This window comes from Pseudomonas sp. Xaverov 259 (genome assembly GCF_019352915.1).
Lineage (GTDB): Bacteria > Pseudomonadota > Gammaproteobacteria > Pseudomonadales > Pseudomonadaceae > Aquipseudomonas.
The window spans coordinates 217647-238930 of the sequence record NZ_JAAAFV010000051.1 but is presented as its reverse complement, the minus strand read 5'-3'; the positions used below and the strand labels follow the sequence as shown (position 1 = coordinate 238930).

Below are 21284 nucleotides of genomic sequence, written 5' to 3'. Positions count from 1 at the left end.
AGGCGACTGGCATTGCTGCGCAAACTCCCTCGTGCGCCGTTTCATCAAGTGATGTCAGGCAAAAGCGGCGGGCATTCTAACATGATGCTTTTCTGGCGCCAGCGCTGGCAGGCGGCCATGCTCCGCGAAGGTGCAGAAGGGGTTATTAGACGATTGTCGACAATGTGGATTTATTCTTTGACTATTAAGGCTTGATTGGCTAGTTTTTGCCGCATTGCTTTTAAAGGTGTCGACAATATGCTGGGTCAGCTGGAAACGCCGCTGGTGTCGCAAGACGATTCCCAGACGATGTCAGAGAATGTCTTTCGGCGTATCCAGGCCGCCATCGTCAAGGGTGAAATCGCTCCCGGCAGCAAGATCTCCGAACCGGAACTGGCGCGCACTTACGGCATCAGCCGTGGCCCGTTGCGTGAAGCTATCCACCGCCTTGAAGGCCAGCGCCTGCTGGTGCGCGTGCCGCATGTCGGCGCAAGAGTGGTGTCCTTGAGCCATGCCGAGCTGATCGAGCTGTATGAAATCCGCGAATCCCTGGAAGGCATGGCCTGCCGTCTGGCCGCCGAGCGCATGACCGACGCGGAAATCGAAGAGCTGCGCCAGGTGTTGCACACCCATGAGCGCGACGAGGCGTTCCAGGCGGGCCTGGGCTACTACCAGCAAGAGGGCGACTTCGATTTTCATTACCGGATAATTCAAGGCGCCGGTAACCGTACCCTTACCCAAATGCTCTGCGGCGAGCTGTACCAGTTGGTGCGCATGTACCGCATCCAGTTCTCCGCCACCCCTAATCGTCCACGCCAGGCCTTTGCCGAGCATCACCGCATTCTTGACGCGATTGCCGATCGCGACGGTGAACTGGCCGAGTTGTTGATGCGCCGGCATATCGGCGCTTCCAAACGTAATATTGCCCGTCACTTCCCGGACGGCGCTCCTTCATCACGAGGTGAGTCATGAGTTCCAACAATAAAACCACTCCAGGCCAGCGTTTTCGTGACGCCGTGGCCAGCGAACAGCCCTTGCAGGTGGTGGGCGCGATCAACGCCAACCACGCGCTGCTGGCCAAGCGCGCCGGTTTCAAAGCGATTTATCTGTCAGGCGGCGGCGTAGCTGCCGGTTCCCTGGGCGTGCCGGACCTGGGCATCACCGGCCTGGACGACGTACTCACCGACGTACGCCGCATCACCGACGTGTGCGACCTGCCGCTGCTGGTAGATGTCGACACCGGTTTTGGCTCCTCGGCGTTCAACGTGGCGCGCACCGTCAAGTCGATGATCAAGTTCGGCGCCGCCGCCATCCATATCGAAGACCAGGTCGGCGCCAAGCGTTGCGGGCATCGCCCGAACAAAGAAATCGTGTCCCAGCAGGAAATGGTCGACCGCATCAAGGCCGCCGTAGACGCGCGTACCGACGACAGCTTCGTGATCATGGCGCGCACCGACGCGCTGGCGGTAGAAGGGTTGGAGTCGGCCCTGGAGCGTGCCGCCGCCTGCATCGAAGCCGGCGCCGACATGGTGTTCCCGGAAGCCATCACTGAGCTGGAGATGTACAAGCTCTTCGCCTCAAAGGTAAAGGCCCCGATCCTGGCTAACATTACCGAGTTCGGCGCAACCCCTCTCTACACCGTCGATCAACTGAAATCTGCCGATGTTTCCATCGTGCTGTACCCGCTGTCGGCTTTCCGCGCCATGAACAAGGCCGCCGAGAACGTCTACACCGCGATCCGTCGCGACGGTACGCAGCAGAACGTGATCGACACCATGCAAACCCGCATGGAGCTTTACGATCGCATCGACTACCACACCTTCGAGCAGAAGCTCGACGCGCTGTTCGCCGCGAAAAAGTAACGAACGCGCCTCCCTGAATAACTACAAAATTGGAGAAGAACCATGGCTGAAGCAAAAGTACTGAGTGGCGCCGGCCTGCGTGGCCAGGTAGCCGGGCAGACCGCACTGTCCACCGTGGGCCAGGCCGGTGCCGGCTTGACCTATCGCGGCTATGACGTGCGCGAACTGGCCGCCGATGCGCAATTTGAAGAAGTCGCCTACTTGCTGCTCTACGGCGAATTGCCGAGCAAAACCGAACTGGCCGCCTACAGCGCCAAACTCAGCAAACTGCGCGACCTGCCGCAAGCGCTTAAAGAAGTGCTGGAACGCATCCCCGCCGACGCCCACCCGATGGACGTGATGCGCACCGGTTGCTCGTTCCTGGGCAATATCGAGCCCGAGAAAGACTTCAGCGCGCAGCACGATGTCACCGACCGCCTGCTCGCCGCTTTCCCGGCGATCATGTGCTACTGGTATCGCTTCAGCCACGACGGCAAGAAGATTGACTGCGTGACCGACGAGCCCAGCATCGGCGGCCACTTCCTGCACCTGCTGCATGGCAAGAAGCCGAGCGCGCTGCATGAAAAAGTCATGAACGTGTCGCTGATCCTCTATGCCGAGCACGAGTTCAACGCCTCGACCTTCACCGCCCGTGTGTGCGCTTCAACCCTGTCCGATCTGTATTCCTGCGTGACCGCCGCCATCGGCTCGCTGCGCGGCCCGCTGCATGGTGGCGCCAACGAAGCGGCGATGGAGATGATCGAGCGTTTCGGCTCGGCCGAAGAAGCCGTCGAAGGCACCCTCGGCATGCTGGCGCGCAAAGACAAGATCATGGGGTTTGGCCACGCGATCTACAAAGACAGCGACCCGCGTAATGAAGTGATCAAGGGCTGGGCGAAAAAACTCGCGGATGAGGTCGGCGACAAGGTGTTGTTCCCGGTTTCGGAAGCCATCGACAAGACCATGTGGGAACAGAAGAAATTGTTCCCCAACGCCGACTTCTACCATGCCTCGGCGTACCACTTCATGGGCATCCCGACCAAGCTGTTCACACCGATCTTCGTGTGCTCACGGCTGACCGGCTGGGCCGCGCATGTGTTCGAGCAGCGCGCCAATAACCGCATCATCCGTCCAAGCGCCGAGTACATCGGCGTAGAACAGCGCAAGTTCGTGCCAATCGAACGTCGCTGAGTGGGCTGAACCCGGCACATCGGCCAATGCGCTGTTCTGTGGGAGCTGGCTTGCCTGCGATCGCATCACCCTGGTGTACCTGTCACACCGCAGTGATGCCATCGCAGGCAAGCCAGCTCCCACAGAAAGCCAGGCCAGTGTCGACAGTTCGCCTTGTGAACCTACCGTGACCGAGTCCTGACGATGAACACTGAATTTCGCAAACCGCTGCCCGGCAGCCGCCTGGATTTCTTCGACGCCCGTGCGGCTGTCGAGGCCATCACGCCCGGCGCCTATGCCACCTTGCCGTACACCTCGCGCGTGCTCGCCGAAAACCTCGTGCGCCGCTGCGACCCGGCCACTCTCAACGCGTCCCTGAGCCAACTGATCGAACGCAAACGCGACCTGGATTTTCCGTGGTTCCCGGCGCGTGTGGTGTGCCACGACATCCTCGGCCAGACCGCGCTGGTCGACCTTGCCGGCCTGCGCGATGCCATCGCCCTGCAAGGCGGTGACCCGGCGCAGGTCAACCCGGTGGTGCCGACCCAATTGATCGTCGACCACTCGCTGGCCGTCGAAGCCGGTGGTTTTGACCCGCAGGCGTTCGAGAAAAACCGCGCCATCGAAGACCGTCGCAACGAGGACCGTTTCCACTTTATCGAGTGGACCAAAAAGGCCTTCAAGAACGTCGACGTGATCCCGCCGGGCAACGGCATCATGCACCAGATCAACCTGGAGAAAATGTCTCCGGTGATCCAGGTACGCGATGGCGTAGCCTTCCCGGATACCTGCGTCGGCACCGACAGCCATACCCCGCACGTAGACGCCTTGGGCGTGATCGCCATCGGCGTCGGTGGCCTTGAGGCCGAGAGTGTGATGCTGGGTCGCGCGTCTTGGATGCGCCTGCCGGAAAGCGTCGGCGTGGAATTGACCGGCAAGCTGCAACCGGGCATCACCGCCACCGACATGGTGCTGGCCTTGACCGAGTTCCTGCGCAAACAGAAAGTCGTGGGCGCGTGGCTGGAGTTCTTCGGCGAAGGCGCTTCGGCACTCACACTGGGCGACCGCGCGACCATCTCCAACATGGCCCCGGAATACGGCGCTACCGCCGCAATGTTCTACATCGACCAGCAGACTATCGCCTACCTGAAACTCACCGGCCGCGAAGACGAACAAGTCACGTTGGTGGAGCAATACGCCCGCCACACCGGGCTGTGGGCCGATGACCTCAAGGGCGCGCAATACGAGCGTGGCCTGACCTTCGACCTGTCCAGCGTCGTGCGCAACATGGCCGGCCCGAGCAACCCGCATGCGCGCGTGGCAACCAGTGATCTGGCGTCAAAAGGCATCTCCGGTCAGTGGGATGAAGTGCCGGGGCATATGCCCGACGGCGCGGTGATCATCGCCGCCATCACCAGCTGCACCAACACCAGCAACCCGCGCAACGTGATTGCCGCAGGCTTGCTGGCGCGTAATGCCAACCAGCTTGGGCTCACGCGCAAACCGTGGGTTAAATCCTCGCTGGCGCCGGGCTCGAAAACCGTGGCCATGTACCTGGAAGAAGCCGGCCTTGGCCACGAGCTGGAAAAGCTCGGCTTCGGCGTAGTGGCCTTCGCTTGCACCACCTGCAACGGCATGTCCGGCGCGCTCGACCCGGTGATCCAGCAGGAAATCATCGACCGCGACCTGTACGCCACGGCCGTGTTGTCGGGTAACCGCAACTTCGACGGGCGCATTCACCCGTATGCCAAGCAAGCGTTCCTGGCGTCGCCGCCGTTGGTGGTGGCCTACGCGATTGCCGGCACCATCCGTTTTGACATCGAAAAAGACGTGCTGGGCCTGGACGCCGACGGCAAGGAAATCCGCCTGAAAGACATCTGGCCGAGCGACGAAGAAATCGACGCCGTGGTCAAGGCGTCGGTCAAGCCGGAGCAGTTCCGCGCCGTCTACATCCCGATGTTCGCGATCCATGAAGACACCGGCCCCAAAGTCACGCCGCTGTACGACTGGCGCCCGCAAAGCACCTATATCCGTCGCCCGCCATACTGGGAAGGCGCACTGGCCGGCGCGCGCCCGCTCAAGGGCATGCGCCCGCTGGCAGTGCTGCCAGACAACATCACCACCGACCACCTGTCGCCGTCCAACGCGATCATGCTCGACAGCGCTGCGGGTGAATACCTGGCGAAAATGGGCCTGCCGGAAGTCGACTTCAACTCCTATGCGACGCACCGTGGCGACCACTTGACTGCGCAGCGCGCGACCTTTGCCAACCCGAAGCTGTTCAACGAGATGGTGGTGGAAAACGGCAAGGTCAAGCAGGGTTCCCTGGCGCGTATCGAGCCCGAAGGCCAAGTCACGCGGATGTGGGAAGCCATCGAAACCTACATGGAACGCAAGCAGCCGCTGATCATCATTGCCGGCGCCGACTACGGCCAGGGCTCGTCCCGCGACTGGGCGGCCAAGGGCGTGCGCCTGGCCGGTGTGGAGGCGATTGCCGCCGAAGGGTTCGAGCGCATCCACCGCACCAACCTGGTGGGCATGGGCGTGTTGCCACTGGAGTTTTTGCCGGGCACCGACCGCCACACACTGAAGATCGACGGCAGCGAAACCTATGACGTGGTCGGCCAGCGTACGCCGCGTGCGCAGCTGACGTTGGTGATCAACCGCAAGAATGGCGAACGTGTCGAAGTGCCGGTGACGTGCCGCCTGGACACCGCCGAAGAAGTGTCGATCTACGAGGCGGGCGGCGTGTTGCAACGTTTTGCCCAGGACTTCCTGGAATCGGCGGCGACCGCTTAAGGGGATAACCATGGCACACGCAGCGCAAATCAAGATCCCCGCCACCTACATGCGTGGTGGCACCAGCAAGGGCGTGTTTTTCAGCCTCAAGGACCTGCCCGAGTCGGCGCAGGTGCCGGGTGCTGCTCGCGATGCCTTGCTGTTACGGGTTATCGGCAGCCCCGATCCCTACGACAAGCAGATCGACGGCATGGGCGGTGCAACCTCGAGCACCAGCAAAACCGTAATCCTGGCCAAAAGTACCCGCGCCGATCATGACGTGGACTACCTGTTTGGCCAGGTCTCCATCGACAAGCCGTTTGTCGACTGGAGCGGCAACTGCGGCAACCTGTCGGCGGCGGTGGGCTCGTTCGCCATCAGCGCCGGGCTGGTTGACCCTGCCCGTGTGCCGCATAACGGTGTGGCGGTGGTGCGGGTGTGGCAGGCCAATATCGGCAAGACCATCATCGCTCACGTGCCGATCACCGACGGCGCGGTGCAGGAAACCGGCGACTTTGAGCTCGACGGCGTGACTTTCCCGGCCGCCGAAGTGCAGCTTGAATTCATGGACCCGGCAGCGGAAGAAGAGGGCGGCGGTGGCTCGATGTTTCCCACCGGCAACCTGATCGATGATCTGGAAGTTCCGGGTGTCGGCACCTTCAAGGCGACGCTGATCAACGCGGGCATCCCGACGATCTTCATCAACGCCGAAGACCTCGGCTACACCGGCACCGAGCTGCAAGGCGCGATCAACAGCGACCCGAAAGCGCTGGCGATGTTCGAGACCGTGCGGGCTTATGGCGCGTTGCGCATGGGCCTGATCAAACACCTGGACGAAGCCGCCCAGCGCCAGCACACGCCAAAGGTCGCGTTTGTGGCCAAACCCTTGGATTACGTGGCTTCCAGTGGCAAGGCAATCAAGGCCGGTGATGTGGATTTACTGGTGCGCGCACTGTCCATGGGCAAGCTGCACCACGCGATGATGGGCACGGCGGCGGTGGCGATTGGCACGGCGGCGGCGATTTCCGGCACCCTGGTCAACCTCGCGGCCGGTGGTGTGGAGCGCAACGCAGTGCGGTTCGGGCATCCGTCCGGCACCTTGCGCGTCGGCGCCGAGGCCACCCAGGTAAACGGCGAATGGGTGGTGAAAAAAGCCATCATGAGCCGCAGCGCACGGGTGCTGATGGAAGGTTTCGTGCGCGTTCCCGGCGACGCGTTCTAAAGACCAACACAATCCCTTTTGGGAAGTGGGCTTGTGTGGGAGCGGGCTTGCTCGCGAATGCGGTGTATCAGTCACCTTATGTGTAGCTGACACACCGCATTCGCGAGCAAGCCCGCTCCCACAGGGGTTCAACACTGTCCGAACTACCAAGGCAGGCAACCAGACCGGCCTTAACATGATCAACCGTGAGCCCGAGGACTAACCCCAACCCACTTTGGAGTACTGCCATGAGCGCCAACGTCGACCAGAACAACCGCCCCGACTACGACCAGGTCCTGCAGGACATTGCCGACTACGTCCTCAATTACCGCATCGATTCCCGCGACGCGTTGAACACCGCACGCAACTGCCTGATGGACACCCTCGGCTGTGGCCTTTTGGCTCTGCGCTTCCCTGAGTGCACCAAGCACCTGGGGCCGATCGTCGAAGGCACCGTCGTGCCGTTCGGTGCACGTGTGCCGGGCACCTCGTTCCGTCTGGACCCGATCAAGGCCGCCTGGGACATTGGCTGCATCGTGCGTTGGCTCGACTACAACGACACCTGGCTCGCCGCCGAATGGGGCCACCCTTCGGATAACCTTGGCGGCATCCTCGCCGTGGCCGATCACTTGTCGCAAAAACGTGTGGCCAACGGCGACGCGCCGCTGACGGTGCGCGCGGTGCTGGAGGCGATGATCATGGCCCACGAAATCCAGGGCGTGATTGCCCTGGAAAACTCCTTCAACCGCGTCGGCCTCGACCATGTATTGCTGGTAAAAGTCGCCTCCACGGCGGTCACCGCCAAATTGATGGGCGCTAACCATGAACAGCTGCTGTCGGCGCTGTCCCATGCGTTTGTCGATGGGCAGGCGCTGCGCACGTATCGCCATGCGCCGAACGCCGGCTCGCGCAAATCCTGGGCGGCCGGGGATGCATCGAGCCGTGGCGTACGCTTGGCGGATATCGCGCTGCGCGGCGAGATGGGCATCCCCGGTGTGCTGAGCGCGCCGCAATGGGGTTTTTATGACGTGCTGTTCAGCCACACCAACAAAGACCTGGCGCTTAAGCCTGAGGACAAGCGCGCGTTCAGCCTGTCCCAGCCTTATGGCACCTATGTGATGGAAAACGTGCTGTTCAAGATCAGCTTCCCGGCCGAGTTCCACGCGCAAACGGCCTGTGAGGCGGCGGTGACCTTGCACCCGCTGGTCAAGGGGCGTCTGCATGAAATCGACCGCATCGTGATCACCACCCACGAGTCGGCGATTCGCATCATTTCCAAAGTCGGGAAGCTGGCCAACGCCGCCGATCGCGACCACTGCCTGCAATACATGACCGCTGTGCCGTTGGCGTTCGGCAATCTGGTGGCCGAGCAGTACGAAGATGAGTTCCATGCGGCGCACCCGATCATCGATGAGCTGCGCGACAAGATGGAGATCGTTGAAGACTTGCGCTACAGCCGCGAATACCTGGAGGCCGACAAGCGCTCTATCGCCAATGCGGTGCAGGTGTTTTTCAAGGATGGCACCCACACCGAGCAGGTCGCGGTGGAATACCCGATTGGCCATCGCCGGCGTCGGGCAGACGGCATTCCGTTGCTGGAGGATAAGTTCAAGGCCAACCTGGCCACGCGGTTTACCGCGCAGCGCACTGGCGAGATTTTTGCGTTGTGCAAGGATCAGGCGCGGCTTGAGGCCACGCCGGTGAATCGGTTTGTGGACCTGTTTGTAATCTGACAAACACCCCGTACCCAATGTGGGAGCGGGCTTTGTGGGAGCTGGCTTGCCTGCGATAGCATCACCTCGGTGTAGCTGAAAGACCGAGTTGTCTGCATCGCAGGCAAGCCAGCTCCCACAAAAGCAGCTCCCACACTTGGTCTGTTACATACTGCCTTCCACATCATCCAGGCTAAACGTCTCGGTATGGTCGTCATACGAAAAAATCTCCGCATACCGCCCCCACGCCACCACGCTTTCGAGGGTTTTTTCTACGAACGCTTCGGTCATCGAGTCTTCCAGTTCCTGCTCAAAACGCACCCGTGGCGCCCGGTGCCCGCTGCGCTCAAGCAACACCTGATGAATCCGCGCGGCCAGGGGCACGTGTTTGATCAAATGCTCGGCAAACAGGGTTTTGCGTTCCTGAGTGCCGTAGTCGGCGAACAGCTTGCCGGCGTCGGTGAGGGTGATGTCCGCGCCCTTGAGTTCGGCAAAGCCCAAATGCTCGAGCATCTCGGCCACCGGGAACAGGTCGTCGACTTCCAGCAAGCGCCGTTCGGCCACGGTGGGCAAACCGGCGTGGCCGTTGTAAGGCTCGGCGGCCAGGGTTTCGATCAGGCCGGCCATCAGGTTGGTGGACACCTCCGGCAGCAGGCTGCCCATTTTCAGCTCGGGTATGCCACGGCTGGCATCGGCGCTGCGTCGGTCGGTCATCAGGGCGTAGATGTCATCGACCATTTGCCGGAACGTCGGGTCCAGGCGGTTGCGCGGGTGCGCGAACGGTACTTTGATCTCGGCGACCACGCGGCCGGGGTTGGATGACAACACCAGGATGCGGTCGCACATCAGCACCGCTTCTTCGATGTTGTGGGTCACGATCAGGATCGACTTGATCGGCAGTTGCTTGCCGCTCCACAAATCCAGCAGGTCGGTGCGCAGGGTTTCGGCGGTGAGCACGTCGAGGGCCGAGAAGGGTTCATCCATCAGCAACAGCGTGGGGTTGACCACCAGGCCACGGGCAAACCCCACGCGCTGGCGCATGCCGCCGGACAGCTCGCGCGGGTAGGCGTTTTCAAAGCCGTCGAGGCCGATCAAGTCGATGGCGGCCAAGGCGCGCCGGCGGGTTTCCTTGCGTTCGACCTGCAAGGCTTGCAGGCCGGCTTCGACGTTTTCCAGCACGGTCAGCCAGGGGAACAGCGCAAAGGTCTGGAACACCATGGCCACGCCTTCGGCCGGGCCGTTGAGCGGCGCGCCGTTGTAGCGTACTTCGCCGGATGACGGCTGGATCAGCCCGGCGATAATGCGCAGCAAGGTGGACTTGCCCGAGCCGGAGCGGCCAAGCATGCCGACGATCTCGCCTTCGTGCAGGCTCAGGTCGACGCCGCTGAGCACTTGCAGCTCGTCTTTACCTTTGCCGAACACTCGGTTGACGTTTTTCAGCGAGTAGATTTGCGGGGTATCGGCAGTGTTTTCGGTGTAGGTAGTCATCACAGCGAATCCCATCAATTCAGACGAAGTTTGTTTTCAGCGATGGCGTACATCGGCCGCCAGACCGCGCGGTTGAACGCCACCACGAAGATCGACATCACCACCACGCCCAGGGCAATTTTCGGGAAGTCACCGGCTGCGGTGGTTTGCGCGATGTAGGCGCCCAGCCCATGGGCGACCACGTTGTCCTGGCCCCACGACACGTACTCGGAGACGATACTGGCGTTCCAGGCACCGCCCGAGGCGGTAATGGCGCCGGTGACGTAATAGGGGAAGATTCCCGGCAGCATCACCTTGCGCCACCACAGCCAGCCGCGAATGCGGAAGTTGGCGGCGGCTTCTTTGAAGTCATTGGGGAAGGCGCTGGCGCCGGCAATCACGTTGAACAGGATGTACCACTGGGTGCCCAGCACGATCAGCGGGCTCAGCCAGATATCCGGATTGAGGTTGTAGTGCAGGATCACGATCACAAAGACCGGGAACAACAGGTTCGCCGGGAAGGCCGCGAGAAACTGTGCCAACGGCTGGATTTTTTCCGCCAGCGCAGGGCGCAAGCCGATCATGACACCCAATGGCACCCAGATCAGCGAGGCGATCAGGATCAGCCCGGCCACGCGTAGCAAGGTGATCAGGCCCAGTACAAACACATGGCCGACTTCGGCGAAGGTCACTTCGGTGCCCACGTATTGCACGATGTGGTACAGCGCATACGCGGCCAGCAACGCAATCAGCGTGCCCCACACCCAGTCGATCATTTTCGATGCCGCCGGTGTTTCGGCCGGCAACGCCTTGAACGCACCGCCCGCCAGGCTGAACCGTTTGTTGCCGATCCGACTGAAGGCACGGGTGATGGGGCGCAGGATGCGCTGGACGATGCGCGTGCGCTGGATCAGGTTCAGCAGCCAGGATTGTGGCGCCGCGCCCTGGGACGCGGTGGTTTCCATGCGGAACTTGTCAGCCCAGGCCACCAGCGGGCGGAACAGCAACTGGTCGTACAGCAGGATCACCACAATCATCGCCAGAATCACGTAACCCACGGCGTGCAGGTCTTTCTGAGCGATCGCCAAGGCCAGGTACGAACCCACGCCCGGCAGGGTGATGGTTTTGTCGCCGACGGTGATGGCTTCGGAAGCCACCACGAAGAACCAGCCGCCGGACATGCTCATCATCATGTTCCACACCAGCCCCGGCATGGCGAACGGCACATCGAGCTTCCAGAATTTCTGCCAGCCGGAAAGCCGCAGGTTGGTCGACACCTCCACCAAATCGTGGGGCAGCATGCGCAGCGACTGGTAGAAGCTGAACGTCATGTTCCAGGCCTGGCTGGTGAAGATCGCAAAGATCGCCGCGAGTTCGGCGCCGAGTACGCGCCCAGGGAACAGCAGCAGGAAGAACGTCACCGTGAAAGAGATGTAGCCGAGCACCGGCACCGATTGCAGGATATCGAGCACCGGCACCAGCAGCTTTTCAGCGCGTCGGCTTTTGGCGGCCAGGGTGCCGTACAGCAAGGTAAAAACCAGCGCCGCGACCATGGCCGCGAGCATGCGCATCGTAGTGCGCATCGCGTATTCCGGCAGGTTGGCCGGGTCGAGGGAGATGACTTCACTTTGCAAGGTGGCGATGGGTGCCCAGGTTTCCCGAGCCGTGAGGGAGAAAAACAGCAGAAAGCCGATCACCAGTGGCAGCGCGACCAGGTCCCAGCGGTTGGGCAGCAAGCGCAGGGTGGATGCCGGTAGGTAATCGCGGAACACTTTGTTCATAGGCATTCAGTCCTGCAGCGTTCAGGTTCAGGGGCTTGGTGGGAGTGAGCTTAGCTGCTGCACGAATGACCCACAGAGGAGGACGGGCGCTGTGTTCGTGAGTCAGGGGCAACGAGACGTCGCTGGCGGGATTGTACGTTTCTGAATGTTACAAGCACATAAATTTGCTGTCAGTTTCCTGTACGAACTGCGGCTTGGGCATCGGATTTGCCTGCGTCGATCAACCTCCAGGAAAAGACTAATTGCGCTGCCGACATAATTAGCTACCCACACATCCTGTATCCCAGGAACCGCTTTCAAATAAATGCCAATCAATGGGTGAGATCGCTTGCCGCAGCAGGTCTCTGCCAACCCACAACTAAGCATTATCTGGATTTGAGAAAGCACCCTATGACTAGCGTAAATTCCCGGCCACAAACGAACTACCCTATGGGCTACGAGGCGTCTCAGCATTCGAAGCCGCCCCATCAGGAACACAAGGCCGATACCTCAAGTAGTGTCGGCACACAGGGCGATGCTGCAGCTCCCCGGCCCCCCGTGACGCCAGAGCAGCGCGGTCAGTTTTCGAGCCACAACACCCTCGTTAACCCGTCGCAATCGCAAAAGGTCGGCCCACAGGAAGAGACCCTTGAATTGGTGGGTAAAAATAACCAGATCCTGATCGACTTCAAGGCGTTTATCACCGAATGCCAGGAGAAAGTCGTCAATCTCAAAAACGATATTGTCGAACTGCGTGAGCAACTGAGTGCTCCACGCAAAGGCACAGACGAGGCCCCCGTCGAACTGCCTGAAACATCTCAAGAGCCGGATGAGCAGGTTGTTCAAGACACTCAGACAACTGAAGTTGCCCAGAATCAAGATCTTGAGGAGCCACTCAAGCTGAATACGCAGCTGCGCGCAGATATCACCAGGCTGATGCAGCAGATGACGGAGGCCTTTGAAGCGTTGGGCAAGGAGCTTAAAAGTATGACTGAGCAAGTCAAGAAGATGACTAAACCTGAAATACAGACGCCAACGGCGCCGGTGGATAAGCCCACTATGACCACCCGCGATGCCCCGGCAGATCCGACCAACGAGTCACCCACGCAGTCGGTGCCCACCGCTGAGCAATTCAGGGTGGACAACGCTGATATCGAAGCGGGTATTGCTGAGATGAAGTCCTACTACAGCACACAAATTTCAATGCTTGAGGAGCAGGTTCAGGTGTTGAAAAAACACCTCAATGAGGCGAAGCAGTAGGGCTTAGCTTTACGTCGGCAAGCGCGGTCAACAGCGCCCACGCTTAGCCGACTCACGTAATTTATCCCTCGAACCGCAGGATAACCCGGCGGTTGTGCTTGCTCTTTTTCTCGATTTTCTCGCAGAACACCCGGCCGATTTCTTCGGTGTTGATCACATGGGTACCGCCGCACGGCTGGATATCTATCCCGGCAATTTCAATCACCCGCACTGAGCCCTGGATAACCGGTGGCGCCACCGCCTGGGTGCGGGTGATCTGCAGCAGGGTCGAGTATTCCGAGGCGGGCATCGACAGTGTTTTCACCGCATGGGCTTGTTCGATCAAGGCATTGAGGTCGCGGGTGATGCTGTCCTTGTCGAGGGTCATTTCCGGTAAATCGAAGTCCAGGCGGCCTTTGTCTGCGCTGATGCTGCAGCCGGTGACGGGTGCATCGATGATCGAGCACAGCAGGTGCAGGCAGGTGTGCATCTTCATGTGCTGGTAGCGCCGTTCCCAGTCCAGGCCGGCATCCACCTGTACGCCGGCCGTCAATTGCTCGGGGCAGTGTTCAACCTGGTGCCAGATGATCGAGCGCAACACCGGGTCGCGCACGGTGCCAACCACATTGACGCGCGTGCCATCGGCCAGGGTCAGGTGCCCGGTGTCGCCCGGTTGCCCGCCGCCAGTGGGGTAGAACAGCGTATGTTCCAGGGCAATGCCCTGTTCGCTGACGGCAATCACCCGGGCGCTGAAGGCGTTCTGGTAGGGCGCGCTGTCAAACAGCGCCAGGGTTTCCATGGTATGCACGGACATGTTCAACCTCCGACGATCAGTGGGCTGGCTTGCAGCAAGTGACGCACCATTGCGCTCAAGCCAGGCGGGGAGAGCAGGGTGATTTCAAATTCGGGGCCACAGACTTTCAGGTTCAGTGGCAGGCGCGGCAGATGGTCGCCGGTATCCAGGCGACGCAGGCGAAACTGCAAGTGATGGCGCTCCTTCACCGTGGGCTCCAGCAGCAGCCCGTGCAAGGGATGAAAGTCGGCATCCAGCACGGTGACCTTATGGCTGGCGCTGACTTCGCCGACCACGTGCAAACGCTCATCCAGCGCGAAAGCGCTCAAGTAGTTGCTATGGTCGGTTTCGGCGTTCTTTTGTAACTGAATCTGGTTGACCACCTTGACCTTGGTGCCCGCCGGCACATCCTGGGTGATCACACACGAAGGGCTGATAAACACGTTGTCGCCGATCAGCACATAACCCAACACACGGGCGCCGGAGCCGACCTCGACATTGTTGCCCAGGCGCGGGTGGCGTTTGCCGTCCGGGTTGTTGGCAATGCCTCGGGCGCCGAGGGTTACGCCGCAGAGGATGTAGCAATCGTTGCCGATCTCGCAGGTTTCACCGATCACGGTGCCGAAGCCGTGGTCCAGCACAAAGCGCCGGCCAATGCGGGCTGCGGGGTGGATTTCGGCGCCGGAGAGGATTTTGCCCTGGTTGCTGAGCTTAAGGGCCAGGCGTGAAAACACACCGTTGGCCTGGTCGGGGAAATTCCACACCAGGTGTGCCAACCGGTAGAACAACACGGCCTTGAACGACGCATAGGATTCCAGGATCAACTCGCCACGCCCACGGGAGGCCGGGTCGCGATAGGCATAGGCAATCAAGTCCTCTGCCACAGCCTGGGCGGCATTCTGGATCAATGGCGCCAAATGCGGTTCCAACTGCTTCATCTGCGCAGGCGTCAGGGTCTGGATGAGGTGGGTCAGCAACTCATCGTGCAGCTGTTGCATGTCGATAAAGCCCCCCATGGAGGCACCCCCACAGTCTGGATGGTTGGGAAACCGGTTATTCGAAATTGGGCAGGTAGCTGTCGGCATTGTCGTAGACCATGGTCAACACCACCGTTTCGGGCGGGAGTTCGGGGGCGAGTTGGGCGATGGCCACCATGTTGGCGGCCGAAGACAAACCCAGGCTGATGGCATCGGTGCGCATGATGCGTTTGATCATGTCGATGCACGCCAGGCGCGAGACCTTGAGCATGCCGTCAATTACACCCACGTTAAGAATGCTCGGGATCAAGCCGATCGACAGGCCCTGGATGTGGTGTGGCGCGTGCTGGTCCTTGAGCAGGTCGCACTCCTCCGGCTCCACGCCCATGACGCGCATTGCTGGCCAGGCCGCCTTGAGGGTTTCGCCGATGCCGGTGATGTGGCCGCCGGTGCCGATGCCGCTGACGAAGTAGTCCACACGCTGCTCACCGAAGGCGCGGAGGATTTCCGGAGCAGTGGTGTCGCGGTGAGTCTGCGGGTTGGCGCCATTACGCTGCTGGTTGAGCATCACGAAGTTGGGGTTTTCCAACTGCAGTTCCATGCACTTTTCGCCGTGGGAATTGTTGCCCAGCCGGCTGTCCGACAACACCACCTTGGCGCCGTATAAACGCAGCAGTTTCTGCTTTTCAGGGCTGTAGTTGTCAGGGATCACCAGCACCACTTTGTAGCCCAGCACATTGCCGGCCATCACCAGGCCAATGCCGGTATTGCCGCCGCTGGGCTCAATGATGGTTTGCCCGGAGTCGCGAATCAGCACGCCGCGGCGTTCTGCGTCGAGGATCATGCCCAGGGCGATGCGCGCCTTATGGCTGCCGCCAGGGTTGAGGGATTCGAGCTTGGCGTAGACCTCGATGCCGAGGTCTTCGGAAAACTGCGCCAGGCGCACAATCGGCGTATGGCCGATCACGTCGAGAATGGAGTTATGCAACATCGTTCAGCCCCCGGATCAATACAAAGGCATGTCGGGTTCGACGTCGCGAACCCAATGTTTCATGCCGCCCTGCAGGACTTTGGTATTGGCGAAGCCGGCTGCCAGCAGGGTGCTGGCCGCTTGCTCGGCGCGGGTTCCGGCGTAGCAGATCAGGTAATGGGTATTGTCGCGGCTCAGGCGGCCCAACTGCCCGTCCAGTTCGGCCAGGGGGATATGCACCACGCCCGGCAATTTGCACACTTCCAGCTCGCTGGCGTCGCGCACATCCAGCAACACGTCGGCGCTGCGTGGGTGTTCGAGCAGTTGCTTGAGCACGCGCGGTTTGATGTAGCGCTCCTCGGCCAAAGCCGGTTGGCTCGGGATGGCATCCGCGCACACGGCTGGCGCGACGCTTTCGCTGTGGCGCAGGTCTGAGCAGCAGGGGCAGTCGGCACGGCGTTTGAAGCGGATCTCGCTGAATTTCATGGCCAGCGCGTCGAAGCGCATCAGGCGGCCCGACAGCGGTTCGCCGATGCCGATGAGTAACTTGATCGCTTCAGTGGCCTGGATCATGCCGACCACGCCCGGCAGTACGCCGATCACACCCCCGGCGCTGCAATTGGGCGCCAACTCGGCAGGCGGTGCTGAAGGAAACAGGCAGCGATAGCACGGCCCACCCTTGTAGTTGAGCACGCTGATCTGCCCGTCGAAGCGATAGATGGCGCCATACACCAATGGCTTGCCCAATTGCACGCAGGCATCGTTGACCAGGTAGCGGGTGTCGAAGTTGTCGGTGCCGTCGATCACCAGGTCATAAGCGCCGACCAGTTCCAGCGCATTGTCAGCATTGAGGGCGGTGTCGTGGGCATTGATCTGGATATGGCTGTTGAGGTCTTGCAGCCGCCGCTTGGCCGACTCGACCTTGGGCATGCCCAGTGTGCTGTTGCCGTGCACGATCTGGCGTTGCAGGTTGCTGCTCTCTACCACATCGAAATCCACCAGGCCCAGGGTGCCGATGCCGGCCGCCGCGAGGTACAGACTGATGGGCGAGCCCAGGCCACCGGTGCCGATGATCAGCACCTTGGCTTTTTTCAGGTTCAACTGGCCTTCCCGGCCGACGCCGGGCAGGGTGATGTGGCGCACGTAGCGCTGGACTTCTTCGTTGCTCAGTTGCTCGACGTCCATGCCACCGGAGGTGGCCAGCAGCACTTCTATTTTGGCTTTTTCCGGCAGCGGCTCATCGGCGCCAATCAGTTCTTCCTGGGCGGTGAACAGGAAGTGCTCCTTGAGCTGGTTGTTGTTTTCGTGGAACAGATGCGTGCGCAGCTGTGGGTGGCTGCTGCAGAGGTTTTCAATGACTTCGCGCAATGTCGATCCAGTGCCCTCAAGGGTCGATTCCGGCAGCTTGGCCACGCGAACCAGGATATCGGGGAAAGAGACAGCGTTCATGGACAACTCCGTGTGCAGGTCGTTGAAGGGTTTAAGGGCGAATTGCTTGCCATCCCAGGCAAACAGCTTTGAGCCCAGGGCCTGGCCCTGGCGCACGTCCACCACCAAGTAGCTGACGGGGTGGATCGGCTCACCCAGGAACAGTGCCTTGTCCTGGTCTTCATCACTGAAATAGGCGCCGACGTCGGGGTGGGAGTGGTAGATCACCACCACCGGGTTGTCGCTGCGAAACGCCTTGTTCATCAGCAGGGTGTCGGCCACCGAAAAGGTATAGCCATTGGCCGCGCTGCGCGGGTACATCTCGGGGTTTTTGCGGTGCAGCTCATTCTGGATATTGTTGCCCAGGTACACACTGCCATCGGCGAAGACAAAACCGCAGCATTCTTCCGGGTAGCTGCGGCTGGCGTGGGCATAGATCTGTTCCAGAGCGGTGGGGCGGAGGACTTCCATGTTTCTCTCGCGTTGTTGTAGTTGTGGTTTAAGAGTCAATTTTTCTTGGCCAGCAGTTTTTCAACCGGCAATTTGGTGATCGCAAAGCCAGCCAGCAGGATGGCCGAGTACAGCATCAGGTCACGGGAAATTTCCACGCCCTCGTACCAGGCGCCGATGATCACTGCGAACACCGGGAAGATGATGAACACGAACGACAAAATGATCGGGCTCAAACGTTTGAGCAACATGAAGTACACGATAAACCCGCCCACCGAGGCCACCAATCCCAGGTAGAACAAGGCACTCCACGAACGCAGGGTGATGTTTTCGAACGTCGGTGTTTCAAACCACAGGCCGGCCACGAACAGCATCAGCCCGGCGATACCGATGGGCAATGTGTTGTAGGTGATCACGCTGATGGCACTGCCTTTTTGCTTGGTAATGACGTAGCACAAGGCATGCATGATCGCGGCGGTCAGAATCGCCAGCACGCCGAAGAATTCGGCGTGGTCCAGGTGCAGGCCCTGGCTCTTGATGATCATGTAGAGGCTGCCGAAACCGATGCCGATGCCTACCACTTGGGAAAAGTAGATGCGCTCGCGCAAAAACAGCGCGGAGAAAATCAGGATGAACACCGGCATGCAGCTGAACAGCAGCGCGGTGAGGCCGGACGACACATGCATCTCGCCATAGTTGAGCAAGTAATAGGGAACGCTGAAGTACGACAGGGTCACGAATACGAAGAACCAGCGGCTTTCACGCGGGAACAGGATCGGTTCGCGGCGCACCAGGGCAAAACACAGGAACAGCGGGAACGCGATCAGAAAGCGCAGCCCGGCCGACGTCAGCGGTGGCACGCTTTCGACGGCGATCTTGATGCCCAGCCAAGTGGTGCCCCAGCTCAGGCACACGATAAGAAACATCACGCTGGTGACCAGGCCGGCCAACCACTGTTTCTGATTTTTTGTTTTTGTAGTGTTTTCAAGAACGGCGGACATTGGCATCGTTTATTGCTTCCCTGAGCCGGAATTGAACTCTATATTGACTGTGTATTAAGTTGTTTCATCCGGTGATTGAACCCGTAAAAGCACACTATTAGGGCGAATGATGGCTGTCAAAACAAATATTGACATGGTGTCAATTATGCGTGAGGGGTTGTCCAGCGGTCAGGGCGTAAAGTACAAACGCCTGTCCGATGTGATGGAGCGGGGCATCCTTGAAGGCTTGATTGAGCCGGGGTGCAAACTGCCGCCCCATCGGGTTCTTTCCGATAACCTCGGCGTGACCATTGGTACCATCAGCCGAGCCTACGGCGAGCTGGAACGCTTGGGGCTGGTGGTGGCGCGTGTCGGTGACGGCACTTTCGTGCGCAAGCGTGGTATGGAACGCCAGCGCGATGAAGGCTTTCGCAACGTCAGTGAAGAGCCTCGCCAGTACTTCGATATGAGCCGCAACATGCACATTCCCGGGCAAGAGACGGTGTTTCTGGCCCAGAGCTTCCAAACCTTGTCGACCAACGCCAAGTTCCTCCAGGACATCAGCGCCTATACGCCGGACGCCGGTTTGCCGCGCTACCGCGAGGCCGGGGCGCAATGGCTGGTGCAGCGCGATTTTCATCCGATTCCCGAGCAGGTCATCTGCGTCAACGGCGGCCAGCATGGCCTGCTCTGCGCCATGATGGCACTGCTGCGGGCGGGGGATACGGTGGTCACCGAGCAACTGACGTACCCAGGGCTTATCACCGCCGCACGTATGCTCGGCGTACGACTGATCGGCCTGGAGATGGATGACGAAGGCGTGCTGCCGGGGGCGCTGGATGAAGTCTGTCGTAATCACCGGGTTTCGGCGCTGTACTGCACGCCGACGATCCAGAACCCGACCACGGCCGTGCTGTCGGTCGCGCGTCGAGAAGCGCTGGCCAAGGTGTGCCGCGAGCATAATCTGCTGATTTTAGAGGATGAGGCCCACGGCGTGTTGGTGGAAGATCGTCCGCCACCGCTGAGTTTTTTCGCCCCTGAGCGTACGATTTTGATCAGTAGCCTGAGCAAGGCGGTGTCTGCCGGGCTGCGCGTGGGGTATGTGCATGCGCCACCGGCTTTGGTCAGCCGTATTTCAGCGGCCTTGCGCTCGACCTGCTGGATGGCCACGCCAGTGACGCTGGAGCTGGCGACCCAGTGGATCGAAAACGGCACGGCGGAATACCTGCTGCGCCAGCAAATCAACGAGATCAGCCGGCGCAAAGCCCTGGTGCGCGACCTCTTGGTCGGTTTGGAATACCGCACTCACCTCAACAGCCCGCACTTCTGGATTGAAGTCCCTGAGCCCTGGCGAGCGTCGGAAATCGAGGCAGAGCTCAAGCAGAATAATTACCTGATCGCCACCGCTGAGGCATTTGCCGTAGGGCAGACGGCGGTGCCGCAGTTTATTCGGGCGAGTATCTGTAATACGTCGGGCGATGATCAGTTACTGCGTGAGGGCTTTGATGCCCTGGCCACCGCGCTGGGGCAGGGCGGTGACAGGTTTCAGCTGTAGGCAGGTTTACCGCGTTATCGTTCATCGCGGGCAAGCCAGCTCCCACATTTGGAATGCATTCCCCTGTGGGAGCTGGCTTGCCTGCGATGAGGCCCGTGCAGGCACCCACTATTTGAAGCGGCGCTCCACACCTTTCTCCACCAGAATCTTCGCCGAGATCTCTTCCACCGAAAAATGCGTGGAATTGATGTGCGCAATATTCTCGCGACGGAACAGATTTTCCACTTCGCGCACCTCGAACTCGCACTGGGCATAGCTGGAGTAGCGGCTGTTAGGCTTGCGCTCATTGCGGATGGCGGTGAGGCGGTCCGGGTCGATGGTCAGGCCGAACAGTTTGTGCGAATGCGCACGCAGGGCGGCAGGCAGCGTCAGGTGTTCCATGTCGTCCTCGGTGAGCGGGTAGTTGGCCGCGCGGATACCGAATTGCATGGCCATGTACAGGCATGTCGGGGTCTTGCCGCAGCGCGACACGCCCACCAGGATCAGGTCGGCCTTGTCATAGTAGTGGGTGCGGGCGCCGTCATCGTTGTCGAGGGCGAAGTTCACCGCCTCGATACGCTCCATATAGTTGGAGTTGTGGCCAATGGAATGGGACTTGCCCACGGAGTAGGAGGAATGTTCGCTCAGCTCTTGTTCCAATGGCGCCAGGAACGTGGAGAAGATGTCGATCATGAAACCATTGGAGGTTGCCAGGATCTCACGAATGTCTTGATTGACGATGGTGTCGAAAATGATCGGGCGAAAACCGTCTTTTTCAGCCGCCAGATTGATTTGTTGTACCATGGCCCGCGCTTTATCCACGCTGTCTATATACGGCCGCGTAAATTTGGCGAAGGTAATGTTTTCGAACTGCGCGAGCAGGCTCTGACCCAATGTTTCGGCTGTGATGCCGGTGCCGTCGGAGATAAAGAAAGCAGATCGTTTCATTTGAGCCCTGGGCCTTAAGCTGATGGCGAATCTTGGATATGATAGGCGCGATTTTGC

The 21284-nt window shown here is 60.3% G+C and carries 16 protein-coding genes; 8 read left to right on the top strand and 8 right to left on the bottom strand.

Annotated elements, in window-relative coordinates; all coding sequences use genetic code 11:
* The first annotated feature begins 237 nt into the window (after positions 1–237).
* The 6 genes from K0H48_RS22610 to prpD all read left to right on the top strand — a co-directional run bounded on the left by K0H48_RS22610 (position 238) and on the right by prpD (position 8702).
* The gene (locus K0H48_RS22610; protein WP_138814336.1) at positions 238–951 is read left to right on the top strand and encodes a GntR family transcriptional regulator; all 714 of its coding nucleotides are present in this window, start codon (positions 238–240) and stop codon (positions 949–951) included.
* Positions 948–1841, top strand: coding sequence for a methylisocitrate lyase (gene prpB, locus K0H48_RS22605; RefSeq protein ID WP_017134742.1), 894 nt, complete (start codon positions 948–950; stop codon positions 1839–1841). Before K0H48_RS22610 ends, prpB begins: the two co-directional genes overlap by 4 nt.
* A 42-nt stretch (positions 1842–1883) precedes the next feature.
* Positions 1884–3011, top strand: a complete 1128-nt coding sequence (gene prpC, locus K0H48_RS22600) for a 2-methylcitrate synthase (protein ID WP_017134743.1) — start codon at positions 1884–1886, stop codon at positions 3009–3011.
* Positions 3012–3194: 183 nt separating this feature from the next.
* Entirely contained in the window at positions 3195–5789 is a 2595-nt protein-coding gene (acnD, locus tag K0H48_RS22595; RefSeq protein WP_219269267.1) for a Fe/S-dependent 2-methylisocitrate dehydratase AcnD, read from the top strand.
* A 10-nt stretch (positions 5790–5799) separates the two neighbouring features.
* Positions 5800–6990: a 2-methylaconitate cis-trans isomerase PrpF gene (gene prpF / locus K0H48_RS22590; RefSeq protein ID WP_200432307.1), complete on the top strand. Its 1191-nt coding sequence runs from the start codon at positions 5800–5802 to the stop codon at positions 6988–6990.
* 227 nt (positions 6991–7217) lie between these two features.
* Positions 7218–8702 (top strand): 2-methylcitrate dehydratase, encoded by a 1485-nt coding sequence (gene prpD, locus K0H48_RS22585; protein WP_219269266.1) that lies wholly within the window; start codon positions 7218–7220, stop codon positions 8700–8702.
* 144 nt (positions 8703–8846) lie between these two features.
* On the opposite strand, the gene K0H48_RS22580 is transcribed toward prpD, so the two are convergent.
* Positions 8847–10169, bottom strand: a complete 1323-nt coding sequence (locus K0H48_RS22580) for an AAA-associated domain-containing protein (protein ID WP_017134747.1) — start codon at positions 10167–10169, stop codon at positions 8847–8849.
* 14 nt (positions 10170–10183) lie between these two features.
* Positions 10184–11929, bottom strand: coding sequence for an ABC transporter permease subunit (locus tag K0H48_RS22575; protein ID WP_219269265.1), 1746 nt, complete (start codon positions 11927–11929; stop codon positions 10184–10186).
* Positions 11930–12358: 429 nt separating this feature from the next.
* Here K0H48_RS22575 and K0H48_RS22570 point away from each other — a divergent pair, with 429 nt between their 5' ends.
* On the top strand, positions 12359–13168 hold the full coding sequence (locus K0H48_RS22570) for a hypothetical protein (protein ID WP_219269264.1): 810 nt from the start codon (positions 12359–12361) through the stop codon (positions 13166–13168).
* 61 nt (positions 13169–13229) lie between these two features.
* Here K0H48_RS22570 and K0H48_RS22565 read toward each other — a convergent pair whose 3' ends face one another.
* From K0H48_RS22565 to K0H48_RS22545, 5 genes are read right to left on the bottom strand one after another with little or no spacing between them, the layout of a single operon-like run.
* A complete protein-coding gene (locus tag K0H48_RS22565; RefSeq protein WP_219269263.1) occupies positions 13230–13961 on the bottom strand; it encodes an alanyl-tRNA editing protein in 732 nt (243 codons plus the stop codon).
* Positions 13962–13963: 2 nt separating this feature from the next.
* The gene (locus tag K0H48_RS22560; protein ID WP_138814344.1) at positions 13964–14956 is read right to left on the bottom strand and encodes a serine O-acetyltransferase; all 993 of its coding nucleotides are present in this window, start codon (positions 14954–14956) and stop codon (positions 13964–13966) included.
* Positions 14957–14993: 37 nt separating this feature from the next.
* Complete coding sequence (locus K0H48_RS22555) at positions 14994–15908, bottom strand: PLP-dependent cysteine synthase family protein (RefSeq protein ID WP_219269262.1); 915 nt, start codon at positions 15906–15908, stop codon at positions 14994–14996.
* Between the two features lie 15 nt (positions 15909–15923).
* Positions 15924–17786 (bottom strand): molybdopterin-synthase adenylyltransferase MoeB, encoded by a 1863-nt coding sequence (gene moeB / locus K0H48_RS22550; RefSeq protein WP_219269261.1) that lies wholly within the window; start codon positions 17784–17786, stop codon positions 15924–15926.
* 35 nt (positions 17787–17821) lie between these two features.
* Complete coding sequence (locus K0H48_RS22545; protein WP_017134754.1) at positions 17822–18715, bottom strand: DMT family transporter; 894 nt, start codon at positions 18713–18715, stop codon at positions 17822–17824.
* A gap of 160 nt (positions 18716–18875) precedes the next feature.
* On the opposite strand from K0H48_RS22545, the gene K0H48_RS22540 reads away from it, so the two are divergent.
* Positions 18876–20300 carry a PLP-dependent aminotransferase family protein gene (locus K0H48_RS22540; RefSeq protein WP_138814347.1) on the top strand — a complete coding sequence of 475 codons (1425 nt, stop codon included), beginning with the start codon at positions 18876–18878 and terminating at the stop codon, positions 20298–20300.
* Between the two features lie 108 nt (positions 20301–20408).
* On the opposite strand, the gene K0H48_RS22535 is transcribed toward K0H48_RS22540, so the two are convergent.
* A complete protein-coding gene (locus K0H48_RS22535; RefSeq protein WP_003193298.1) occupies positions 20409–21227 on the bottom strand; it encodes a pyruvate, water dikinase regulatory protein in 819 nt (272 codons plus the stop codon).
* Positions 21228–21284: the final 57 nt, after the last annotated feature.

What these genes read in the sequence shown, in the direction of transcription:
- K0H48_RS22535 (WP_003193298.1), bottom strand. Translation starts at nt 21,227, where the DNA reads ATGAAACGATCTGCTTTCTTTATCTCCGACGGCACCGGCATCACAGCC.
- moeB (WP_219269261.1), bottom strand. Translation starts at nt 17,786, where the DNA reads ATGGAAGTCCTCCGCCCCACCGCTCTGGAACAGATCTATGCCCACGCC.
- K0H48_RS22580 (WP_017134747.1), bottom strand. Translation starts at nt 10,169, where the DNA reads ATGACTACCTACACCGAAAACACTGCCGATACCCCGCAAATCTACTCG.
- prpC (WP_017134743.1), top strand. Translation starts at nt 1,884, where the DNA reads ATGGCTGAAGCAAAAGTACTGAGTGGCGCCGGCCTGCGTGGCCAGGTA.
- K0H48_RS22565 (WP_219269263.1), bottom strand. Translation starts at nt 13,961, where the DNA reads ATGTCCGTGCATACCATGGAAACCCTGGCGCTGTTTGACAGCGCGCCC.
- K0H48_RS22540 (WP_138814347.1), top strand. Translation starts at nt 18,876, where the DNA reads ATGGCTGTCAAAACAAATATTGACATGGTGTCAATTATGCGTGAGGGG.
- prpF (WP_200432307.1), top strand. Translation starts at nt 5,800, where the DNA reads ATGGCACACGCAGCGCAAATCAAGATCCCCGCCACCTACATGCGTGGT.
- acnD (WP_219269267.1), top strand. Translation starts at nt 3,195, where the DNA reads ATGAACACTGAATTTCGCAAACCGCTGCCCGGCAGCCGCCTGGATTTC.
- prpD (WP_219269266.1), top strand. Translation starts at nt 7,218, where the DNA reads ATGAGCGCCAACGTCGACCAGAACAACCGCCCCGACTACGACCAGGTC.
- K0H48_RS22575 (WP_219269265.1), bottom strand. Translation starts at nt 11,929, where the DNA reads ATGAACAAAGTGTTCCGCGATTACCTACCGGCATCCACCCTGCGCTTG.
- K0H48_RS22610 (WP_138814336.1), top strand. Translation starts at nt 238, where the DNA reads ATGCTGGGTCAGCTGGAAACGCCGCTGGTGTCGCAAGACGATTCCCAG.
- K0H48_RS22555 (WP_219269262.1), bottom strand. Translation starts at nt 15,908, where the DNA reads ATGTTGCATAACTCCATTCTCGACGTGATCGGCCATACGCCGATTGTG.
- prpB (WP_017134742.1), top strand. Translation starts at nt 948, where the DNA reads ATGAGTTCCAACAATAAAACCACTCCAGGCCAGCGTTTTCGTGACGCC.
- K0H48_RS22570 (WP_219269264.1), top strand. Translation starts at nt 12,359, where the DNA reads ATGGGCTACGAGGCGTCTCAGCATTCGAAGCCGCCCCATCAGGAACAC.
- K0H48_RS22560 (WP_138814344.1), bottom strand. Translation starts at nt 14,956, where the DNA reads ATGGGGGGCTTTATCGACATGCAACAGCTGCACGATGAGTTGCTGACC.